We start from the raw sequence: 20686 nt of genomic DNA on the forward strand, positions 1-20686 counted from the left end.
CCCCCCCCCGCCGCGGGTCGCGGTGGCGGGCGCCGAGGGGGCTGCGACGATCAGTCGTCGCCCTGGAAGTAGCTGATCAGCCGGAGCAGCTCCAGGTAGAGCCAGACCAGGCTGACCACGATGCCGAACGCGGCCGTCCAGGAGTAGCGCTGGGGCAGCCCCATCGCGACGCCGTCCTCGACCTCCTTGAAGCTGAGCACGAAGCTCAGCGAGGCGACCACGATGCAGACCAGGCTGAAGCCGATGGCCAGCGGGCTGCCGTCGCGCAGGCCGGTGTTGACGTCGAGGAAGACCGCCAGCACGAAGTTGATCAGCATGACGGCGAAGAGGCCGGCCATCACGGCGATCATGCCCTTGACGAACTTCGGGGTCGCCCGGATGACCTTCGCCTTGTAGAGCATGGCCATCACGAAGAAGACACCGAAGGTGGCCACCACGGCCTGGAGCACGATGCCTTCGAAGGCCGTCTCGTAGGCCTTGCTGACCAGGCCGACGAAGGCGCCCTCCACGACGGCGTACGCGACGACCAGCGCCGGGTTCGCCATCCGGGAGAACGAGATGATCAGGCCGAGCACCAGGCCGACCATCGCGGCGCCGATCCACGCCGGGCCGAGGAGCGCGTCCGGGACCAGCACCCAGGCGGCCGCGGCGGAGACGCCGAGGATGCCCAGCAGCGCGACGGTCTTGACGACCACGTCGTCGATGGACATGGTGCCGGCGGCCGGGGCCACCGGGTAACCGGGCTGGCCCGGGTACTGCGGGGGAATGCCGGGCTCTGCGTGGCCGTACTGCCCGGGCGGGGCGTACCCGGCGGAACGCTCCCGCTCGGCCGCCTGGCCGAGCCGGGCCAGCACCGGGTTCGAGGTCTTCACTTCTCAGGCCTCCCTCAGGGGGTCATCGCACGCACGACGTGCCCTACCAGAGTAGACGCATCCGGCGAACTGCGCGCCCGTGCGGCGGCTGAGGGATGGCTGAGAGTGCCCGGGGCGGGGGTCGAACCCGCACGCCTTTCGGCAGCCGCTTTTAAGGCGGCCGTGTCTGCCGTTCCACCACCCGGGCGGGCGGCACCGGCGCGTCGACACGCGGGCGGTGCAGTGTCACCGTAACCGTTCACCGGCGACCCGGCGTACCCCGTGACGGGTGCCGCACTAGGGTCGAGCCCGTGACCAGCGCAGCCCGTACGGCGTCCGACGCCGACCCCGACCTGGCTCTCGGCCTCGCCGAGCCGGCCGCGCCCGGGACCCGCGCCGACCGCTGGCGGGCCACCGTCGTCCGGCACCGCACCGACCTGCTGGTCGGCCTCGCGTTCGTGCTGCTCGCCGGCTGGCTCACCAACGGCCTGTGGCCCGACCCGACCGGCCGGGTGCTGGCGCTCAACCCGGAGGACCAGACCCTCTACGAATGGTTCCTGGCGGTCGACTCGCGGGCCCTGCTCGGCGACTTCGGCCTGCTCACCGACCGGCTCAACAGCCCGGACGGGGTGAACCTGATGACCAATACCACGGTCATCGCGCTCGGCGTGCTCTGCGCGCCGGTCACCCTGCTCTTCGGCGCGCCGGTCACCTTCGCCCTGCTGGCCGGGGTGAACCTCGCCGGCACCGCCGTCGCCTGGTACCTGCTCTTCACCCGTACGCTGCGCGCCCGCCGGCTCGCCGCCGCGCTCGGCGCCGGCCTCTGCGGCTTCGGGCCCGGCATGGTCTCCCAGTCCAACAGCCACCTGCACATGACCGCGCAGTGGCTGGTCCCGGTGATCGTCTGGCTGGTCGTGCGGCTGCTGCGCGCGGCCGACCCCGGAGCCACGTCGCTGGACCCGCCGGACCGGCGCCGGCTGGTCACCTCGGCGGTGGGGCTGGCCGCCGCGGTCACCGTGCAGATCTTCGTCGGCGAGGAGGTGCTCTTCCTCACCGCGCTCACCCTGCTGGTGATGACCGTCGCGTACGCGGTGACCGACCGCGAGCTGCTGCGCCGGGCGCTGCCCGGCTTCGCGGGCGGACTGATGCTCGCCGCCGGGCTGGCCCTGCTCGTCCTCGGCTACCCGCTGTGGTTCCAGTTCGCCGGGCCGCAGGGCGTGGCCGACGGCATGTTCAGCCCGCACTACTTCTCCGCCGACCTGCGCAGCTGGTGGACCATCTCCCCGCTGTCGGTGGTGGGCAGCGACTCCTCGGCCCGGCTGACCACCGGCCCGGCCGAGTACAACACCTTCCTCGGCCTGCCGCTGCTGCTGGTCGCCGCCGGCTGCGCGCTCTGGCTGGGCCGCCGGCCCCTGGTGATCGCCTGCCTCGCCGGCGCGCTGGTGATGGGCGCGCTGTCGCTCGGTCCCGAGGTGGTGCACGACGGCGACCGCAGCGCCGTGCCCGGGCCGTACGCGCTGCTCGCCGGCCTGCCGGTGATCGACGGCGCGCTGCCGATGCGGTTCGGGCTGCCGGTGCTGCCGCTGGCCGGGACCGTGCTGGTACTCGCGGTCGACCGGGCACTGCGCCGGCCGGGCCGGGTGCGGCTGCTGGTCCCGGCCGCGGTGGGAGCGGCCCTGCTCTCGGTCTTCCCCGCTCCCCTGCCGACGGCCGAGCGTCCCCCGCTGCCCGAGTTCATCACCGGCGGGCACTGGCGGGAGTGCGTACGCCCCGGCGGAGTGCTGGTGCCGGTGCCGGCCGCCACCCCCAAGGAGCCCTGGCCGATGCGCTGGGCGGCGGCGGCCGACGCGGCGTTCGGCATCCCGGAGGGCTTCTTCATCGGCCCGTACGGCCGGGACGGTACCGCCGCGATGGGCACCTACAAGCAGCCCACCTCGGCGCTGCTGGCCGACGTGGCCCGGCGGGGCGACGAGCCGGTGATCGGCGAGGAGCAGCGGCGGCAGGCCCGGGCGGACGCCGACTTCTGGGGTGCGGACTGCGTGGCGGTCACCGACGACGCCCCGCACGCGGAGAGCCTGCGCCGCACGCTGGTGCAGCTCTACGGCCCGGGCACCCGGATCGCCGACGCCTGGACCTGGCGGGTCTGAACCGCCCCGACCACGGCGAAGGGCCCCTCCCGGCACGGGAGGGGCCCTTCGTCGCGAGTGGGGTCAGACCGGGCGGCCGACGCCCGCACCGACCGGCTGGGACGCCTCGGCGAACTCCTCGCGCGGGTCGTGCAGCTGACCCAGGGCGACCACCTCACGCTTGAGGAAGAACGCCAGCGACCAGTCGACCACGACCCGGACCTTGCGGTTGAACGACGGGATCCGGCTCATGTGGTACGTGCGGTGCATGAACCAGGCCGGCCAGCCGGTCATCTTCACGCCGTACACCTGGGCGACGCCCTTGTGCAGGCCGAGGCTGGCCACGCTGCCCGCGTGCTTGTGCTTGTAGTCGACCGGCTCGCGACCACGGATCACGTTCGCGATGTTGTCGGCCATCCGGGCCGCCTGACGCACCGCGTGCTGCGCGCTCGGCGAGCAGTAGTTGCCCGGCTCCTTGGTCAGGTCCGGCACGGCGGCGCAGTCGCCGGCGCTCCAGGCGCCCTCGACGACCTCGTCGCCGTCGACGATCTGCAGCGTCGGCAGGCAGGTGACCCGCCGCCGCTCGTCACGCGGGAAGTCGGTCGCGTCGAGCATCGGCGAGGGCTTCACGCCGGCCGTCCACACGATGGTGTCGGAGCGGAAGGTGTCGCCGTCGGAGAGCTTGACCACACCGTCGACGCAGGACTCCAGCCGGGTGTCCAGGCGGATGTCCATGTTGCGCTTGAGCAGCTGCTGGACCGTGTAGGCACCCATGTCCCGGTCCACCTCGGGCAGCACCCGCTGGGTCGCCTCGACCAGCACCCAGCGCATGTCCTCGGGCTTGAGCTCCGGGTAGTACCGCAGCGCGTCCCGGGCCATGTCCTCCATCTCGGCCAGCGCCTCGATGCCGGCGTAACCGCCGCCGACGAAGGTGAAGGTGAGCGCCGAGCGGCGGACGTCGGGGTCGGGCGTGGCGGCCGCCACGTCGAGCCGGTCCAACACGTGGTTGCGCAGGTAGATGGCCTCGCCGATGGTCTTGAACCCGATGCCGTGCTCGTGCAGGCCCGGGATCGGCAGCGTCCGGGAGACCGAGCCGGGAGCCAGCACGACGTGGTCGTACTCGATCTCCCGGGTGGGGCCGCTGATCGGCTGCACCACCGCGGTCTTCCGGTCGTGGTCGATCCGCGTCACCGCGCCCGCCACGACCTTGCACCGGCGCAACTCGCGCCGCAGCGGCACCACGGAGTGCCGGGGCGAGATGTTGCCGGCCGCCGCCTCGGGGAGGAACGGCTGGTAGGTCATGTGCGGCTGCGGGTCGACGACGACGACCTCGGCCTCACGGGAGCTCAGCTTCTTGGACAGGCGCAGAGCGGCGTACAGGCCGACGTGCCCGGCACCCACGACAAGGATCCGCTTCGGATTCACGTCATCTATCTTTCCCCGGGCTGCTCAGGTAATCCCGTCCGAGACCCCCTTCTGTGACGGAGCACAACCCCTGTGACCTGCGCAACGTCCCGGAGCCGTCCCGCTATCCGCGACGCAGCAGCCAGCCCAGCAGCCCGGTCAGCCCCACCGCCACCAGCAGTCCTGCCACCGTCGCCGCCTGAAACCCGGCACTGCCACCGATCCCGCCCAGCCAGGCGAGGATCACCCCGACCACGGCCGTGGCGAGCATCACCGCGCCGGCCCGGGTGAGCCAGCGCAGCACCAGGTCCGGGTCGACCACCCCGTCGTAGGGCAGCACCGCGGCGAGCGCGCAGAGGGTGTGCGCCAGGTAGAGGGCGGCGGCCACGGCGAGCAGCCGCCAGAGCGCGATCGGCCGGTCGTACCCGGCGGAGGCGATCACCCAGCCACCCACCGTGACCAGGGCGGCGAAGGTCGGCCACCCTCGGCGCGGGGCCACCGCCGGCAGCACCGCCACCACCGTCAGTGCCAGCAGCGCCCGCGCGCTGAACATCTCGACCGGGTACGCCAGCAGCAGCCCGACCAGCACCGTGAGGAAGATGCCGGCGCGCACCAGCAGCGGCACCAGGCTCACCCGGTTGACCGCCGCGCGCACCGCCCGGACCCGTTCCGTGACCGCGTTCATCGGTGCCAGCCTTCGTTCGCGACTGCGGGACTCCGCTGCGCTGCGTTCCTCGCGCTCACCGGGCGCCGACCCGTGGGGCGGTGGCCAGGCGGGCCACGTCGCGCAGCACCTGGTCGAGGCTGCCCGCGCCGGCCCAGCGCACCACCGGCACGCCGTGTTCGCGCAGCTGGGCGATCATCGTGTCCCGGTCCAGCCGCCACAGCCGGTACGCCACCGGCGCCCAGCCCCGCTCGCCGGGCGGGCTGAGATCGGCGGGCAGGGTGTCCACCGCGACCACGAACCGGCCGCCCCGGGCCAGCCGGGCCAGCATCTGCGCGGAGCGCTCGTCCAGCAGCGGGGTGAGCACCACCACCAGCGCGTCGGCGGAGAGCACCTGCGGCCCGAAGACCTGGTCGTACGGCTCGTGCGGGGAGGCCTCGGCCCGCACGTCGAGCAGCCACTCCAGCACCGTCAGGTACTGCCGGCGGCCGGTGGCGGGGCGCAGCCGGCGGGCCGCCGGCCCGTACTCCAGCATCGCCACCCGGTCGCCCCGGTGCAGGTAGTGCTCGGCGATCGCGGCGGAGGCCCGGACGGTGGTGTCCAACACGGACGCCGCGCCCTTCACCCCGCCGGAGCGGCCCGCCTCGGCGAGCACGTCGAGCAGGACCACCACCTCCGCGTCCCGGTCGGACAGGGTGGCCGCCACGTGCAGCTGCCGGGCCCGCAGCGAGACCCGCCAGTCGATGCGGCGCAGCCGGTCGCCCGGCCCGAAGACGCGTACGCCGGCCAGCTCACCGCCCTCGCCGGGGCGGCGCGAGTGGTGCGCGCCGACCAGCCCGGCCGCCCGAGGCATCGCCTCCACCGCCTCGAACGGCTCGGTCTCCGGATAGACCCGCAGCCGCACCGGGTCGGTGATCACCGCCCGGGAGACCAGCAGCCCGTCGGCGGCGGCGACCCGCGCACCGGCCGGCCCGATCGGATGCCGCCCCCAGCGCAGCGCGGTGCCGGACAGCTCCAGGTCGACCGCCCGGCCGGTCGGGATCGACGTGACGAAGGGGCGGTCCGCTCCGGAGCGGCGCACGTCCACCCCGGCCCCGCCGAAGCCGACCCGTTCGACGCGCAGCCACGGCGAGACGCGGGCGCGCACCACCGCCACGTCGTACGAGACGGTGTCCGGATTGCCGACGCTGACCGTGCCGGCCAGCGCGCCCCCCTCGACCAGGTGCGCGTCGTCGGCGAAGATCTCCAGCTGCGGCGCGGCGGTGGGCCGGCGGCGCAGCGCGTACGCGGTGCCGAGCGCGAACGGCGCGGCGAGCACGACCAGGTCGACCCGGCCGAGCAGCACGGCGGCGATCAGCAGCGTGCCGGTGAGCAGCACCGCCCGGCCCAGCGCCCAGGTGGGCGTCCAGCCCGCCGCCGGCTCCGGCCCTTCCTCGGTGGGCACGGCCGTCAGCGCCCCGACCGGCCGGCCGCGTAGCTGGGCAGCGCGCCGCTGGCCGGGGCGGGGGTCTGCTCCAGCACCTCACCCACCACGAAGGACGGATCGACCCGGCGCAGCCACATCTCCGGCCGCAACGTGATCCGGTGCGCGAGCGCCGGCGCGGCCACCTCCTTGACGTCCTCCGGCACCACGTAGTCGCGGCCGGCGAAGACCGCCCGGACCCGGGCGAGCAGCAGCAGCGCCAGCGAGCCGCGCGGAGAGGCGCCGACCAGCACCGACGGGTGCTCGCGGGTGGCCGCGGTGAGGTCGACGATGTACCGGCCGACGGAGTCCTCCACCACCACGTCCTCCAGCGCGGCCTGCATGGCGCGCAGCGTGGCGGCGTCCACCACCGGTTTGATCTCGGCCTCCTCGCGGCGGCGGGCCATCCGCCGGCGCAGCACGTCCCACTCCTCCTCGCGCTGCGGGTAGCCGAACGACACCCGCAGTAGGAACCGGTCCAGCTGCGCCTCGGGCAGCGGGTACGTCCCCTCGTACTCGATCGGGTTGGCGGTGGCGAGCACGTGGAACGGCTCGTCCAGCCGGTAGGTGACGCCCTCGACGGAGACCTGCTTCTCCTGCATCGCCTCCAGCAGCGCCGACTGGGTCTTCGGCGGCGTCCGGTTGATCTCGTCGGCGAGCAGCAGGTTGGTGAAGAGCGGGCCGGCGCGGAAGGAGAAGTCACCGCTGCGCTGGTCGTAGAGGAAGGAGCCGGTGACGTCGGCCGGCAGCAGGTCGGGGGTGAACTGGAGGCGGCGGAAGTCCAGGCCGAGGGCCTGCGCGAAGGACCGCGCGGTCAGCGTCTTGCCCAGCCCGGGCAGGTCCTCGAGCAGCACGTGCCCACCGGCCAGGATGCCGGCGAGGACCAGTTCCAGGGACTCCCGCTTGCCGACCACGACCTGACCGACCGCGTCCAGCACCGCCTGGGCCAGGTGGCCGACCTCCGTGGCGGGGATGCTTTTGCGATCCACGTCGTTCATCAGATCTTCTCCAGTTCGGCGACGATCGCCGCGAGGTCGCGCGGCGACGGGGGGCGGCGGGAGGGGGTGTCGAGGAACGTCCACAGCGGCTCCCCGAGCAGCGTGCGGGCGCGGGCCGGGTCGGACTCGCGGGTCACGCCGTGCCGCTGGCGCAGCCGCTCGTCGGCCAGTTCGCCCAGGCGCGGGAGGATCCGCTCGGTGAACCGCTGCCGGTTGCCGGAGGACCAGTCCAGCGGCTGTTCCCATCCGTTGATGGCGGCCCGCAGGGCGTCCTGCGAGCCCCAGTTCCAGGTGCCGGGCTCCTCACCGGCGGGGGCGCGCCCGCCGGCGCGGGGCGGGGGCGGCGGGGCGAGGCCGGCGGTGACCCGGCGGACGGTGAGCACCGCCAGCACGCCGGCCACCACGATCCAGATCGGGAGCTGCAGGCCGATCGCACGCAGGACGGCGAGGACCACCGCGGTGACGGCGGCGGCGACCGCGACGGTACGCAGCACCGCCCGGCCCCGCCCGCCGCGCTGCCGACCGGCGTGCGGGGGCGGCTCCTCCTCGAAGCTGAGCAGGTCGTCGAGGCCGGTCCGTTCGCTCACGACCGCACCGCCCGGGGCTCGACGGGTCGCGCGGTCACGCCGGCGCCTCCTCGGCCGCGGTGGCGAGGGTGGCGAGTTCGCCGCGCATCCGCCGCAGCGCCGCCCGGGCCTGGTCACGCATCCGGGCGTCGACGGTGTGGGTGGCGTAGCGGGCCTCGCGGTAGACGTGGGCGAACCCGTCCAGCACGTCGGCGCCGGCGATGGCGGGCACCCCGGCGGCCGGGTCGCCCCGCAGCAACCGGGTGACCAGGTCGGTCGGGGTGTCCCCGGTACGCCGGGGCACACCGGCCTCGGTGGCGGCCTCCTCCAGGCGTACCCAGCAGGCGATCACGGCGGTGCGCGGGTCGGTGTCCGCGTCGTCCAGCTCGACCAGACCGGCGTCGAGGGCGGCGACCACCTCGCGGGCGGTGCCCTCGGCGGTGCGCCGGGCGCGGGCGGCGGGGACGGCCCGGGTGGTGCGGCGCAGGGCGCCTCGGATCAGCGTCCAGGCCAGGTAGCCGAGCGCGGCCAGCATGGCCAGGCCCAGCAGGACGATCGCCGCGGTCGCGATCCACTGCGGAATGTCCGCCTGGGTCCGCTCGGCACCGGAGCGCGGCTCGACCGGGATCGAGGCGGCCGGCGCGGCGGAGGGGTAGTCCGGGACGTAGGGGATCTGCTTGGCGGCGGGCGGGATGCGGCTCGCGCCGATCGAGGAGTGCCCGGCGGCCAGCGCAGCGGCGGCGAGCAGGAGGGTCACCGCGAGGACGGGCCACCACCTGCGCAGTACGCCGAGGTCCATCGCCACCGCCCCACGCAGCCTCAGTCCACCCCGGCGAGCTGTTTCGCCCGGGCGAACACGTCGTCCAGCATTCCTGGTGTCAGCCGTCCCGTGAAGGTGTTCTGCTGGCTGACGTGGTAGCAACCGAGCAGCTCGGGGGCGGCAGTCCCGGACCAGTGTGCCCCATGGCCGAAGACCGGTCGCGGGCTGGGCGGGCGGACGCCGTACACGTCGCGCAGCACCGGCCACCACGCCGCCCAGGCGAAGGCACCGAGCGCGACCACGACGCGCAGGGTGGGCCGGATCAGCGCGACCTCGCGGTGCAGCCACGGCGCGCAGGTGTCCCGCTCCGCCGGGGTGGGCTTGTTGTCCGGCGGCGCGCAGCGCACGCCGGCGAAGATCCGGGTGTGGGCCAGGGCGAGCCCGTCGTCGGCGGAGACGCTGGTCGGCTGGTTGGCCAGGCCGGCGCGGTGCAGGGCGGCGAAGAGCACATCGCCGGAGCGGTCTCCGGTGAAGATCCGGCCGGTGCGGTTGCCCCCGTGCGCGGCCGGGGCCAGCCCGAGGATGCCGATCCGGGCGTCCGCCGTGCCGAAGCCGGGCACCGGCCGGCCCCAGTAGTGCTGGTCACGGAAGGCCGCCCGCTTCGTCCGGGCGACCTCCTCCCGCCAGGCGACCAGGCGCGGGCAGGCGAAGCAGTTGCTGATCGCGCCGTCGAGGTCGGCCAGGTCGGTCGCCCGCGCGGCGCGGGCGACCACCTCTGCGGGGGTACGGGGCTCAGCCAAGCTTGGCCCGGAAGAGTTCCAGGGTGCGGGCCCAGGCGGTGGCGGCGGCGCGCTGGTCGAAGTTCTCCGGCCGGTCCTCGTTGAAGAACGCGTGCGCGGTGCCCGGGTAGTCGTAGGTCTGGCAGGTCCCGCCGGCGGTCTCGATCGCCCGGCGGGCGGTCTGTACGCCGTCGGCGGCGGAGAGGCCGTCCGCCTCGGAGCAGTGGATGACGGCCGCCTTGCCCGCGTAGTCCGTCCACTCGGAACGCATCGCCTCCCACGGCAGCCGCGGGTAGAAGGCGGCGGTGGCGACGATCCGCTCGGAGCGGGTGGCCGCCCAGAGGGCCAGGCTGGCGCCGGCGCAGAACCCGGCGCAGCCGACCTTGCCGGTGACCTCGGGACGCCCGGCCAGGTAGTCCGCCGCGACGGCGATGTCGGCCGCCGCCTCGTCCATCTGCACGCTGTTCAGCATCTGCCGGGGCTCACTCGGCTTGCTGGCCGGCTGGCCGTGCCGGAAGTCCGGGGCGAGGGCGACGAAGCCGGCCTCGGCGAAGCGGTCCGCGACCGAGCGGATGTGGGGCACCAGGCCCCACCAGTCCTGGATGACGATGACCGCGGGGCTGGCCGCACCGCTGGAGGGTATCGCGAGATACCCCTCGCTCGTCCCACCGTTGCCGGCGTAGCTCACCATCTCGCCCATCGGCCGTCCTCCTAGCGGTCAGTCATCGTTGGCTGGTCGCCCAGTGGTCCTACGTGCCGGTAGCCTGCCACGCCGTGAGCGCGCCGGGAAGACGCGAGAACAGTGGCATATACCTCCCGTTCACCGCATGGTGAACCCGCGTACGACGACGGCGGCGCGGGTGACTTCCCGCGCCGCCGTACGACGGTGGTGCCGAGGCCGGTCAGGCCTTTTTGGTGAGGCAGAGCAGGTAGCCCTTGCCGCCCGGGGCGATGTTGTAGAAGAGGTAGCCGTCCTGGTCCGGCTTGAGGTACGGCTCGCACGCCTGGCCGGTCTTCGCCTGCGCCTCCGTCTGGTCCTCCACCCGGCCGACCACCGCGTAGACGGCCTCGGCCGAGGTGCACTTCACCACCTCGGCGCCGCTGACCGAGCGCTGTTCGGTCCCGGTGACCGTGGGCAGCTCGGCGATGCAGTCCCCGGCCTTGGCCTCGGCCGTCTCATCGGTGTTGAAGAAGGTGCCGATGGCCGTGCCGAGGCCGAACTTGAGGCCGGCGACGACCAGGAACACGCCCACCGCGCCGATGACGGCCAGCGCCCGGCCGCCGGACCTTTTCGCCGCCGGCTCGACCGGGGACGCCGCCGGGGCGGCCGGCGCGGTCGCGTCGGGCTGCGCGGCCGGCTCCGGCTGCGCGACCTGGGGCGCGGGAGGCGGTGCTACCTGCTCTGACACTGAGGATCCTTCCGAGGGGTGGACGAGCAGACGACACCGTAGCCACCAAGATCGAAATGCGCTGTCCCGTTCCCCTCAGCCGTTCAGCCATTTCCCGGCATGGATCCTCACCCGGTCTGGACGGGCGTCGGCGCGGCCGGCGCGGTCACGGTGGGAGCGGGCGCGCCCGTGGCCGGCGGCGGGGCGCTCACCGTCGGCGCGGGAGCGGCACCGGTCGGCGCGGGAGCGGTCGGCGTCACGCCGGCCGAGGGCACGGCGGTCGTCGGAACGGTGCCGGGCGGGGCCGGCACCGGGGCCGGCGGGCGGGGACGGAACGGCGCGTCGGCCGGGCAGTACGGGTAGCCGCGCTGCATCGGGTTGACGTCGGGCAGGGCCGGGTCGGTGCAGGCGGGCCAGCCGAGCCGGATCGGGGTGCCGTTCTGGTCGAAGAGCCGGGCGTTCTCCACCAGCCGCCCCTCGCTGTCGTAGACGAAGACGTCCTGCACCTCGTCGTACGGGTTCCGCACCGAGATCGGGTCGTAGCCGTAGTCGCCGCCCCACTGCGACCGCTCGTCGACGTTCGCGACCAGGACGAGCCCGAAGAGCACCAGCACCACCGCGCCGACGTGGGTGAGCCGACGCGGCCAGCGCCGCAACCCGTGCGCGTTGCGGCCGAGCCAGATCGAGGCCAGCACGCAGACGACCAGCAGCAGGAGCCCGGCGAACCCGCTGGCGAAGGGGCGCGGCAGCAGGGTGAAATCGCCGCCGCCGGACATCGCCGAGAGCAGCGCCGCCGCGAGGTAGCCGCGCAGCACCCACCAGGCCGGGCGGAGCAGGCGAAGGAACTCGCTCGCCGAGGCGTACCCGAGCAGGGGGCCCAGCCGGGTGTCCAGGCCGGAGAGCCGGGCGCGGACCCGGCCCGCGACGGCGCCGACCCGCTGTTCCAGGCCGGGCCGGCGGCCGGTGGGCCCGCCCGCGCCCGCCGCGGCCCGCAGCTCGGCCGCGTACGCCTCCGGCTCGCCCAGCCGCTCCACCAATGAGCCGCCGTCCTCGGCGGCGACCTCGGCGAGGTGCTCCGGCAGGTCCTCGGTCAACTCGTCGCGGGCCTCCGGCGACAGGTCGGCCAGCGCGGCCCGGACCCGCTCCACGTAGTCCGTGATCTCCTGCCCAGTGACGGTCATGCCGCCATCCCCCGATCGTCGAGCAGCGTGTCCATGGTGGTGGCGAACGAGCGCCAGGTCTTGCCGGAGCGGGTGAGCTGGTCACGGCCGGCGGCGTTGAGCGCGTAGTACTTGCGGTGCGGCCCCGACTCGCTGGGCACCACGTACGTGGTGAGCAGGCCGGCGCCGAAGAGCCGGCGCAGCGTGCCGTAGACCGAGGCGTCGCCGACCTCGTCGAGGCCGGCCTCGCGGAGCCGGCGCAGGATGTCGTACCCGTAACCGTCTTCGTCCCGGAGGACGGCGAGCACGGCCAGATCGAGCACACCCTTGAGCAGTTGTGTGGTGTCCACGCTTCGCACACTACTGTGCAGTGCGAAGTACCGTCAACGACACGCTAGCGCGTGGCGCGGCGGAAGGCGCGGCGTCGGTGGAACCCTCAGGGGTGTGGCACGCCCTCGGGGAAGTTGATCCGCTCCCATTCGGCCTCGGTCTGCACCGTGACGCCTTGGAACTCCAGCGGCTCCCCAGCGAAGGCGAAAGCCTCCAGCACGGCCGGGACAGCAACGCTGACGGCCTCGGCCACCTCGGCAGTCTCGGCGTACACGCTGACCGTTACGCGGGGCCCGATCTGGCTTGCCATCATGCCCGGAGACAGGTCGGCGTCGGCCAGCCGACCCCCGGCAGCGTCACCTTTCACCAGATCGATCGGCTTACCGCTGACCGCGTCGGCGTCAACGGCGACCCAATACCCCATACGATCCCTTCCGTTTAAACGGCCTGTCACCCCAGAAAGGGGTAAGGGGCCCGTCAGGGCCCCTGGCGAGCAGAGGATAACGCCCTGCCACTCGTCACGTCGTGGCCCCGCAACCGGCACGCCAACGCTGCCCGGGGCCGGCTTGCTAGAGCATGCTGTAGCAGATGCCGTCGAGGATGTCGTGCTCGGAGGCGACCACCGAGGGCATCCCGGCCCGCTCCATGATCACGCGGAGGACCAGCGCGCCCGCGCCGATCACGTCGGCCCGGCCCGGGTGCATCACCGGGATGGCCAGCCGCTGCTCACGGGTCTTGGCCAGCAGGTCGGCGGTCACGTCGGCCACCTGCTCGTACGACACCCGGGCATGGTGGATGCGCGTCGGGTCGTACTCGGTCAGGCCCTGGGCGATGGCGACGACGGTGGTGACCGACCCGGCCAGGCCGACCAGGGTGGCCGCCTCGCGGCCGGGGACGGCCGCCAGCGCGCGGTCCACGGCGACCGCGATGTCGGCCTGCGCGGCGGCGATCTCGTCCAGGGTGGGCGGGTCGCCGTGCAGGTGCCGCTCGGTCATCCGGACGCAGCCGATGTCCATCGAGATCGCCGCCTGCACCCCGCCCTCGCGGGTGCCGACGACGAACTCCGTCGAGCCACCCCCGATGTCGACGACCAGGTACGGCGACTTCGCGTCGGCGGGCAGCCCCCGCACCGCGCCGGTGAAGGAGAGCCGGGCCTCCTCGTCGCCGGTGACCACCTCGGGCGCGACGCCGAGGGTCTGCTCGACCATCGCCCGGAATTCGTCGGCGTTGGAGGCGTCCCGGGAGGCGGAGGTGGCGCACATCCGCACCCGCTCGGCGCCCAGCTTCTCGATCTCGGCGGCGTAGCCGGCCAGCGCCACCCGGGTCCGCTCGATCGCCTCCGGGGCCAGCCGGCCCGTCTTGTCGACGCCCTGACCGAGCCGGACGATCTCCATCCGACGGGTCAGGTCGACCAGCGGCGCCTGCGCACCGGCCGACGGGTCGGGCAGGTCGGCGACCAGCAGGCGGATGGAGTTGGTCCCGCAGTCGATGGCGGCCACACGCGTCGTCACGGCAGCAACCCTACGGCAGCCCGCCACCGGTAACCGCCGGCCCGACGGCATGTCTACAGCCGCAGCAGCATCCGGGTGTTGCCCAGGGTGTTCGGCTTGACCCGCTCCAGGTCCAGGAACTCCGCGACACCCTCGTCGTACGAGCGGAGCAGTTGCTCGTAGACCGGCTGCGGCACGGGTGCCCCGTCGATCTCGGTGAAGCCGAACGAGCCGAAGAAGCGGGTCTCGAAGGTGAGCACGAAGATCCGCGCGACGCCCAGCTCCCGGGCGGCGTCGATCAGCTCGCCCACGATCCGGTGACCGATCTTCCGGCCCCGGCACACCGGGTCCACCGCCACCGTGCGGATCTCGGCCAGGTCCTCCCACATCACGTGCAGCGCGCCGCAGCCGACCACGGCGCCGTCACCGGTCACCGCGACCCGGAACTCCTGCACGTCCTCGTAGAGGGTGACGGTCGCCTTGCTCAGCAGCCGCCGGTCGTCGGTGTAGGTGTCGACCAGCCGCCGGATGCCACGCACGTCCCCGGTACGCGCCCGGCGTACGACGATCTCGTCGGCGGCGCTCACGTCACTCCGCCGCCGGCACGTCCACGCACGGCCCCGCCGCCCACCACTTCTCCACCAGCGCCAGCGTCTCGTCGCCGAACGGGTTTACCCCCGGCCCGGCGCCGAGCGCGTGCCCGAGGTGCACGTGCAGGCACTTCACCCGGCCCGGCATCCCACCGGCGGAGATGCCGGCGATCTCCGGCACCTGGCCGATCGCCTCGCGCCGGGCGAGGTAGTCCTCGTGCGCCGCCCGGTAGCGGCCAGCCAGCTCCGGGTCCTCGGCGAGCCGGTCGGCCATCTCCTTCATCAGCCCCGCGGACTCCAGCCGGCTGCACGCCGCCGTGGCCCGGGGGCAGGTCAGGTAGAACAGCGTCGGGAAGGGCGTGCCGTCGGCCAGCCGCGGCGTCGTCTCCACCACGTCGGGCAGCCCGCACGGGCACCGGTGGGCCACCGCCCGGGTACCGCGCGGCGGACGTCCGAGCTGCGCGGCCACCGCGGCCAGGTCGACCTCGGTGGCCGGTTCCCGCTGCGGCAGGGGTACGGAGTCCGCCGCCGGCTCCTGCGGTGGTACGACAGTCACGGTGCCCATCTCTCGTTCGGTGCTGGGGTGGTGCTCACTTCTCGGGGCGCTCGCCGTTCGCCGCCCGCACGCTCGACCAGAGCGTGTCGTACCAGGGGTCCGGGGTCTTCGGCGGGACCGGCGGCTTGCCGGCGTTGGCGTCGCGCGCCGCGCCCTCCGGGTCGTTCAGCACGATCACCGGGACCTCGCCCGGCGGGACCATGTAGAACCGCTCCCGCGCCTGGATCTTGATGTATTCCTTGTCCTGCCACTTCGCCGCCTCGGCCGAGAGGTCGGTGATGCGCTGCCGCTGGGCGGCCTGGGACGCCTCCATCCGCTCGATGTCCACCTGCTGGTCCAGGTAGACCCGGACCGGATAGGTGTACGCCAGGGCGAGCGCGATCAGCACCGCGAAGAGCACGGTGGCCCGCCCGGTGAAGCGTCGGGGGTGGGGTGCGGTGAGCCGCTTGATGGTGCCGCCGGCCGCCGTACGACGGGCGGCGGGACGGCTCGCGGAGCGTACGCCCTCGGCGCCCCGCGCCCGGGCCGCGGCGGTCCGCGGCTCGGCGCGGACCCCGCCGTCGCGCACGGTCGGCCGGGCGCCACGGGCCCCGCCCGGCCGACCGGTCGGTCGACGGGCGGGGCGCTGACCGCCCGGTGTGCGGCGCTGCTGCATCGTCACACCCCTCCCCCGAGGCTTTCGCGCGTCAGGCCGAACGGTAACGCGGGAACGCGCCCGCACCCGCGTACCGCGCCGCGTCGGCCAGCTCCTCCTCGATCCGCAGGAGCTGGTTGTACTTGGCGACCCGGTCCGAGCGGGCCGGGGCACCGGTCTTGATCTGGCCGCAGCCGGTGGCGACCGCCAGGTCGGCGATGGTGGTGTCCTCGGTCTCGCCGGAACGGTGGCTCATCATGCACTTGAAGCCGGCCCGGTGGGCCAGGTCCACCGCGTCCAGCGTCTCGGTCAGCGAACCGATCTGGTTGACCTTGACCAGCACCGCGTTGGCGGCCCGCTCCGCGATGCCCCGGGCGATGCGCTGCGGGTTGGTCACGAAGAGGTCGTCGCCGACGATCTGGATCCGGTCGCCGACCGCGGCGGTCAGGGTCGCCCAGCCGGTCCAGTCGTCCTCCGACAGCGGGTCCTCGATGGAGACGATCGGGTAGTCGCCGATGAGCTTGGTGTAGTAGTTGCTCATCTCCTCGGCGGACTTCGCGCTGCCCTCGAAGGTGTAGGTGCCGTTGTCGAAGAACTCGGTGGCGGCGACGTCGAGGGCGAAGACGATGTCGGTGCCGAGCCGGTAGCCGGCCTTCTCCACCGCCTCGGCGATCAGGTCCAGCGCGGCGGCGTTGCTCGGCAGGTTCGGGGCGAAGCCGCCCTCGTCACCGAGGCCGGTCGACAGGTCCTTCTTCTTCAGCACCGACTTGAGCGCGTGGTAGACCTCGGCGCCGGAGCGCAGCGCCTCGCGGAAGCTGGGCGCGCCGATCGGCGCGATCATGAACTCCTGGACGTCGACGTTGGAGTCCGCGTGCGCCCCGCCGTTGAGGATGTTCATCATCGGCACCGGCAGCAGGTGCGCGTTCGGGCCACCCAGGTAGCGGAAGAGGCTCAGCTCGGCGCTGCCCGCGGCGGCCTTCGCCACCGCCAGGGAGACGCCCAGGATGGCGTTGGCGCCCAGCTCGGCCTTGTTGTCGGTGCCGTCGAGGTCGAGCATCTTCTGGTCGATCAGCCGCTGCTCACTGGCCTCGTAGCCGATGAGCTGGTCGACGATCTTGTCCTCGATGTTGGTGACCGCGTTCTCGACGCCCTTGCCCTGGTAGCGGTCGGCGTCACCGTCGCGCAGCTCGATCGCCTCGAAGGCGCCGGTGGAGGCGCCGGAGGGCACCGCGGCGCGGGCGATCGTGCCGTCGTCGAGCCCGACCTCGACCTCGACCGTCGGGTTGCCCCGCGAGTCGAGAATCTCCCGGGCGACGATTCCCTCGATGGTTGCCACTGAGTCGCTCCTCGTTCGTGTGTGCGAATCCGGTATGGGCCGCGACGGTGCGGCTGGGGCAGGTGTTGAACGCAGCGTATCGGGCGACGCCCGGCCGCACGTCGTCGCCCGCCGTACCCACCGCGCCGTGAATCGCCACCGGCGCGAGGGGTGACACGGACATTCCGGATTCTCGGGCCTCAACCGGCAACGGGTTTGCGTCGGGTGGACCCGATCGACCACCCTGGTCGCCATGCCCGCCGTATCGACCACTCTCCGCGTGCTGGCGGTGTCGCTCGCCGCGTCGCTCACGGTGACCGGATGCCAGACCCTGGACGACGCCGGACGGGCGCTGGGCCGGGCCGACCTGGTCAACGACCTGGCCGCCCGGATGGACGGCGCGCTGACCGGGACCTGGGCCGCGGACTACCGTTTCGCCGGCGGCCGGACGGCCTCGATCGCGCAGACACAGGAGCCGCTGCGCTCCTCCTACACCTGGTCCGACGGCAAGATCACGGTGACCCAGGAGGCCGTCACCCGGTGCGAGATCACCGGCGACCGGACCGCCTGCACCGTGCTGCCGCCGGAGCTGACCGCCGGCAAACCCTCGGTGCTCGTCTACACGGAGGCGGACAAGCGGGGACTGGTCACCCCACCGGCCGTGATGGCGCTGCTCACCGAGGCCGCCCTCGACCCGCAGGCCCAGATCACCCAGTCCGACACCACCGTCGCCGGGCACCACGCCACCTGCGTCGACGTGCGCCGCTCGGCCGGTGACTTCACCACCTGTGTCACCACCGAGGGGGTGCTGGGCAGCTTCACCGGCACCCTCGACGGCACCCCGACCGAGCTGACGCTGACCCGTTACACCGAGACGGTCGACGCGACCGCCTTCGCCGTGCCGACGGGTGCGGGCGTGGTGGACCGCCGGCCGACCGTTTCGTGACCGCGCCCTCCCCCGACCTTCCCGCCGGCCACCGGCCGGCCGCCGCCGAGCAGCCGCTCACCGCACCCCCGCAAGGGCCGGCGGCGCGCGGCAGTCACGGCTTCCTGCCCGGGGCCGACGGCAGCGCCGCGCCGGGCCCGGACGACTGGGCCCTGCCGGTCTGCGGCCGCCGGGTGCTCACCCGGGCCGACGGGCAGCCCGCCCGCGTCGGCGAACTGCCCGCCGGCACCGCCTGGGTGCCGATCGGCACGCTGGACGGCGTACCGGCCTGGGCGGCCGAGGTCCCCGAGAGTGTCGAGGGGAGCGAGCCGGCCGGGCGCCGGCGGAGCTGGCGGTCGATCGCCGCCGAGCTGCCGGAGCCGTACGCCACGGCGGCCGGACGGGCGCTGGCGGTCGTCACCTGGCGGCGTACCCACCGGTGGTGCGGGGCCTGCCGCGCCGAGCTGGCCGACGTGCCCGGCGAGACGTCCCGCCGGTGCCCGGGCTGCGACCTGTACGTACCGATGCGGCTCTCCGCCGCCGTGCTCACCGCGATCACCCGCCCCGGTCCGGCCGGCGGCCCCGACGAGCTGCTGCTGGTGCGGCACGCCTACGGGCCGACGGAGCTGTGGGCGCTGGTCGCCGGGTTCGTCGAGGCCGGCGAGACGCTGGAGGCGGCGGTACGCCGGGAGGTCGGCGAGGAGGTCGGGCTGGCCGTCGACCGGGTGGCCTACTTCGGCAGCCAGCCGTGGGCGATGTCCGGCCCGGGCACGCTGCTCACCGGGTTCACCGCCACCGCCGCCGACCCGTCCGCCGAACCGGTGGTGGACGAGCGGGAGCTGGTCGAGGCGCGCTGGTTCCCGCTGGACGCGCTGCCGGCGGAGCTGCCCCCGGCGTACTCCCTCTCACGCTGGCTGATCGACGCGGCGGCGACCGCAGGGCGGCGCTGAGACCCGCCTCAGATGCCCAGCAGGGTGCGCAGGTGGCGCGGCGGCGGGCAGTCGTGCGCGAGCATCGCGTCGTGCCAGTCGCGCACCGACACCCCGTCCGGGCGGGACGCAGCGATGTCGGCCATCTCGCTGTAGCCGACGAAGTAGGTGGAGAGCTGGGTGGAGGTCAGCAGCGCCCGCCGCCACTTGCCGGCCGCCTCGCCCTCCTCCTGGAAGCCGCGCCCGGTCATCAGCGCCATCGCCTCGGACTCGGGCAGCTCCTCGCAGTGCACCAGCTGGTCGAGCAGCGCGTTGATGGTCATCCGTAGCTGCATCTTGAGCTGCTGCAACCGCACCGGCAGGCCACCGAAGCCGAGGCCGGCCATCAGCTCCTCGGTGTAGACCGCCCAGCCCTCGATGAACACCCCGGACTCGGTCAGCGGGCGGACCCGGGTCGGGCCGGCGTACCGGCGGGCGTGGGCGAGCTGGAGGAAGTGACCGGGCATCGCCTCGTGCACGGTCAGGTTGCGGATCATGTGGTCGTTGTACTCCCGGTAGAACGACTCGACCCGGTGCGCGGGCCACTCCGCCGGGGTGGGTGCGATGCAGTAGAAGGTGGGCAGCGCCGCCGTCTCCAGCGGGCCGGGCGAGTCGCAGTAGGCGACCGCGACGCCGCGGGCGAACTCGGGCATCTCCTGGATCACGCACGGGTCGTCGACCAGCGTGATCAGGTCGTGGTGCCGGACGAAGTCGACGGCCTCGTCCAGGGTGGTCGAGGCGAGCTCCACGATGGAGGCGTCGTCCGGGTGCTCGGCGGCGAGCAGGTCCAGCGCGCGGCGTACCGTCTCGTCGTCGGCCGGCCCGCCGACCAGCTCGACGGCCGCCGCGCGGATCTCCTCGGTGACCCGCTCCAGGTTGGCCCAGGCGCGGCGCTGCACCTCGGCGGCGCCCAGCTCGGTGTCGAGGGTGTGCCACAGCCGCGCCTCCCAGCGCCGCCGGCCCAGCCGGGGGTCGCGCCCCGGCCCGGCGTCGGCGGCGAGCCCGGCGCGCAGCCAGGCCACGAACTCCTCCAGCGCCGCGATCGCTCCGGTGGCGGCCGGCTCCACCCGGTCGAACAGCGCAGGCGCCTGCGCCAGCAGCAGCGGTACCTCGTCGCGGATCAGCGCGGCCGTGCCGGTGAACTGTCCCACCGCCGTCTCGGCGTGGATCCGCGGCATGTCGCGCAGCGTCGCGCGCGCGGTCGCCAGGGCATCGGGTACGGCCGAGAGCCGCCCGGCCAGGTGGGTGAGGCGCTCCTCGGCCGGGGCGTACGGGCGGGCCATCAGCGCGTGCAGCAGCGGCCCCGGGTTGTGCCGTAGCGGGTCCCACTCGTACGCGCGGATCTCGCCCAGCTCGAACAGCTCCCGGTCGACCAGGGCGCTGAGCAGTGCGTGGTCGACCTGCTCCTCGACGTCGAGCGCGTCGGGGTCCAGCTCGGAAAGCGCGTCGGCCGCCTCCTTCAGCATCTCCTGGTCCGCGGCGACCGCGTCGGCGGAGAGATCCGGGAGCCGGTCGTCGTACCGGTGGTCACCGGCGGAGGTGGCGAGCCCGGGCCGGCTCTCCAGCAACGCCTCGACGATCCGCTCGGCCAGCGGCACGAAGTCTTCCATCCCCCGACCCTACCGACGCCTGCCCGCCCGTCACCCCCGCCGACGCACGTGGCCCGGCCCGTAGATATCCGGGCCCGCAAGTAGATACGCGGTGTATACCTTCGGTGTAC

At 73.9% G+C, this 20686-nt stretch carries 22 protein-coding genes and 1 tRNA gene; 3 read left to right on the forward strand and 20 right to left on the reverse strand.

Annotation, left to right across the window (positions count from 1 at the left end):
* Positions 1-50 precede the first annotated feature (50 nt).
* Complete coding sequence (locus tag ACSNN7_RS20320; protein ID WP_436682477.1) at positions 51-872, reverse strand: Bax inhibitor-1/YccA family protein; 822 nt, start codon at positions 870-872, stop codon at positions 51-53.
* Positions 873-978: 106 nt separating this feature from the next.
* Positions 979-1059 (reverse strand) — tRNA-Leu (locus ACSNN7_RS20325).
* Between the two features lie 103 nt (positions 1060-1162).
* On the opposite strand from ACSNN7_RS20325, the gene ACSNN7_RS20330 reads away from it, so the two are divergent.
* Positions 1163-2998 carry a hypothetical protein gene (locus tag ACSNN7_RS20330; RefSeq protein ID WP_436682478.1) on the forward strand — a complete coding sequence of 612 codons (1836 nt, stop codon included), beginning with the start codon at positions 1163-1165 and terminating at the stop codon, positions 2996-2998.
* 63 nt (positions 2999-3061) lie between these two features.
* On the opposite strand, the gene ACSNN7_RS20335 is transcribed toward ACSNN7_RS20330, so the two are convergent.
* The 17 genes from ACSNN7_RS20335 to eno all read right to left on the reverse strand — a co-directional run bounded on the left by ACSNN7_RS20335 (position 3062) and on the right by eno (position 17094).
* Positions 3062-4402 (reverse strand): NAD(P)/FAD-dependent oxidoreductase, encoded by a 1341-nt coding sequence (locus ACSNN7_RS20335; protein ID WP_436682479.1) that lies wholly within the window; start codon positions 4400-4402, stop codon positions 3062-3064.
* 103 nt (positions 4403-4505) lie between these two features.
* Positions 4506-5066 carry a hypothetical protein gene (locus tag ACSNN7_RS20340; RefSeq protein ID WP_436682481.1) on the reverse strand — a complete coding sequence of 187 codons (561 nt, stop codon included), beginning with the start codon at positions 5064-5066 and terminating at the stop codon, positions 4506-4508.
* A gap of 55 nt (positions 5067-5121) precedes the next feature.
* Positions 5122-6498: a DUF58 domain-containing protein gene (locus ACSNN7_RS20345; protein WP_436682514.1), complete on the reverse strand. Its 1377-nt coding sequence runs from the start codon at positions 6496-6498 to the stop codon at positions 5122-5124.
* Positions 6495-7505 carry an AAA family ATPase gene (locus ACSNN7_RS20350; RefSeq protein ID WP_436682483.1) on the reverse strand — a complete coding sequence of 337 codons (1011 nt, stop codon included), beginning with the start codon at positions 7503-7505 and terminating at the stop codon, positions 6495-6497. Before ACSNN7_RS20350 ends, ACSNN7_RS20345 begins: the two co-directional genes overlap by 4 nt.
* Positions 7505-8092 (reverse strand): hypothetical protein, encoded by a 588-nt coding sequence (locus ACSNN7_RS20355; protein WP_436682485.1) that lies wholly within the window; start codon positions 8090-8092, stop codon positions 7505-7507. Before ACSNN7_RS20355 ends, ACSNN7_RS20350 begins: the two co-directional genes overlap by 1 nt.
* A 34-nt stretch (positions 8093-8126) precedes the next feature.
* Positions 8127-8870 carry a DUF4129 domain-containing protein gene (locus tag ACSNN7_RS20360; RefSeq protein ID WP_436682516.1) on the reverse strand — a complete coding sequence of 248 codons (744 nt, stop codon included), beginning with the start codon at positions 8868-8870 and terminating at the stop codon, positions 8127-8129.
* Positions 8871-8890: 20 nt separating this feature from the next.
* Positions 8891-9631, reverse strand: coding sequence for a uracil-DNA glycosylase (locus ACSNN7_RS20365; RefSeq protein ID WP_436682487.1), 741 nt, complete (start codon positions 9629-9631; stop codon positions 8891-8893).
* Positions 9624-10310 (reverse strand): dienelactone hydrolase family protein, encoded by a 687-nt coding sequence (locus tag ACSNN7_RS20370; RefSeq protein ID WP_436682489.1) that lies wholly within the window; start codon positions 10308-10310, stop codon positions 9624-9626. The genes ACSNN7_RS20365 and ACSNN7_RS20370 overlap by 8 nt, the downstream gene beginning before the upstream one ends.
* A gap of 202 nt (positions 10311-10512) precedes the next feature.
* Positions 10513-11019, reverse strand: a complete 507-nt coding sequence (locus ACSNN7_RS20375) for an LppU/SCO3897 family protein (protein WP_436682491.1) — start codon at positions 11017-11019, stop codon at positions 10513-10515.
* A gap of 107 nt (positions 11020-11126) precedes the next feature.
* Positions 11127-12179 carry an HAAS signaling domain-containing protein gene (locus tag ACSNN7_RS20380; protein ID WP_436682493.1) on the reverse strand — a complete coding sequence of 351 codons (1053 nt, stop codon included), beginning with the start codon at positions 12177-12179 and terminating at the stop codon, positions 11127-11129.
* Positions 12176-12508, reverse strand: coding sequence for a PadR family transcriptional regulator (locus tag ACSNN7_RS20385; RefSeq protein WP_280837751.1), 333 nt, complete (start codon positions 12506-12508; stop codon positions 12176-12178). The genes ACSNN7_RS20380 and ACSNN7_RS20385 overlap by 4 nt, the downstream gene beginning before the upstream one ends.
* Before the next feature lie 86 nt (positions 12509-12594).
* On the reverse strand, positions 12595-12912 hold the full coding sequence (locus ACSNN7_RS20390) for a hypothetical protein (RefSeq protein ID WP_436682494.1): 318 nt from the start codon (positions 12910-12912) through the stop codon (positions 12595-12597).
* Positions 12913-13057: 145 nt separating this feature from the next.
* A complete protein-coding gene (locus ACSNN7_RS20395; protein ID WP_436682517.1) occupies positions 13058-13987 on the reverse strand; it encodes a Ppx/GppA phosphatase family protein in 930 nt (309 codons plus the stop codon).
* Between the two features lie 65 nt (positions 13988-14052).
* Positions 14053-14565 carry an amino-acid N-acetyltransferase gene (locus ACSNN7_RS20400; RefSeq protein ID WP_436682496.1) on the reverse strand — a complete coding sequence of 171 codons (513 nt, stop codon included), beginning with the start codon at positions 14563-14565 and terminating at the stop codon, positions 14053-14055.
* 1 nt (position 14566) lies between these two features.
* Positions 14567-15124 carry a DUF501 domain-containing protein gene (locus ACSNN7_RS20405; protein ID WP_436682497.1) on the reverse strand — a complete coding sequence of 186 codons (558 nt, stop codon included), beginning with the start codon at positions 15122-15124 and terminating at the stop codon, positions 14567-14569.
* A gap of 34 nt (positions 15125-15158) precedes the next feature.
* A complete protein-coding gene (locus tag ACSNN7_RS20410; RefSeq protein ID WP_436682498.1) occupies positions 15159-15779 on the reverse strand; it encodes an FtsB family cell division protein in 621 nt (206 codons plus the stop codon).
* Positions 15780-15810: 31 nt separating this feature from the next.
* Positions 15811-17094, reverse strand: coding sequence for a phosphopyruvate hydratase (gene eno / locus ACSNN7_RS20415; RefSeq protein ID WP_436682499.1), 1284 nt, complete (start codon positions 17092-17094; stop codon positions 15811-15813).
* Positions 17095-17326: 232 nt separating this feature from the next.
* Between eno and ACSNN7_RS20420 the strand changes: the two genes are divergently transcribed.
* Both ACSNN7_RS20420 and ACSNN7_RS20425 read left to right on the forward strand, forming a co-directional pair.
* On the forward strand, positions 17327-18019 hold the full coding sequence (locus ACSNN7_RS20420; RefSeq protein WP_436682500.1) for a hypothetical protein: 693 nt from the start codon (positions 17327-17329) through the stop codon (positions 18017-18019).
* Positions 18016-18948 carry an NAD(+) diphosphatase gene (locus tag ACSNN7_RS20425; protein ID WP_436682502.1) on the forward strand — a complete coding sequence of 311 codons (933 nt, stop codon included), beginning with the start codon at positions 18016-18018 and terminating at the stop codon, positions 18946-18948. Before ACSNN7_RS20420 ends, ACSNN7_RS20425 begins: the two co-directional genes overlap by 4 nt.
* An 8-nt stretch (positions 18949-18956) precedes the next feature.
* Here ACSNN7_RS20425 and ACSNN7_RS20430 read toward each other — a convergent pair whose 3' ends face one another.
* A complete protein-coding gene (locus tag ACSNN7_RS20430; protein ID WP_436682504.1) occupies positions 18957-20576 on the reverse strand; it encodes a DUF885 domain-containing protein in 1620 nt (539 codons plus the stop codon).
* Positions 20577-20686 lie beyond the last annotated feature (110 nt).

Origin of the sequence: Micromonospora sp. URMC 105, assembly GCF_051386295.1 — a bacterium.
Taxonomy (GTDB): Bacteria; Actinomycetota; Actinomycetes; order Mycobacteriales; family Micromonosporaceae; genus Micromonospora.

Coding starts and splice junctions, on each gene's coding strand:
- ACSNN7_RS20340 (WP_436682481.1), bottom strand. CDS start 5,066: ATGAACGCGGTCACGGAACGGGTCCGGGCGGTGCGCGCGGCGGTCAAC.
- ACSNN7_RS20410 (WP_436682498.1), bottom strand. CDS start 15,779: ATGCAGCAGCGCCGCACACCGGGCGGTCAGCGCCCCGCCCGTCGACCG.
- ACSNN7_RS20390 (WP_436682494.1), bottom strand. CDS start 12,912: ATGGGGTATTGGGTCGCCGTTGACGCCGACGCGGTCAGCGGTAAGCCG.
- ACSNN7_RS20370 (WP_436682489.1), bottom strand. CDS start 10,310: ATGGGCGAGATGGTGAGCTACGCCGGCAACGGTGGGACGAGCGAGGGG.
- ACSNN7_RS20360 (WP_436682516.1), bottom strand. CDS start 8,870: ATGGACCTCGGCGTACTGCGCAGGTGGTGGCCCGTCCTCGCGGTGACC.
- ACSNN7_RS20420 (WP_436682500.1), top strand. CDS start 17,327: ATGCCCGCCGTATCGACCACTCTCCGCGTGCTGGCGGTGTCGCTCGCC.
- ACSNN7_RS20430 (WP_436682504.1), bottom strand. CDS start 20,576: ATGGAAGACTTCGTGCCGCTGGCCGAGCGGATCGTCGAGGCGTTGCTG.
- ACSNN7_RS20350 (WP_436682483.1), bottom strand. CDS start 7,505: ATGAACGACGTGGATCGCAAAAGCATCCCCGCCACGGAGGTCGGCCAC.
- ACSNN7_RS20380 (WP_436682493.1), bottom strand. CDS start 12,179: ATGACCGTCACTGGGCAGGAGATCACGGACTACGTGGAGCGGGTCCGG.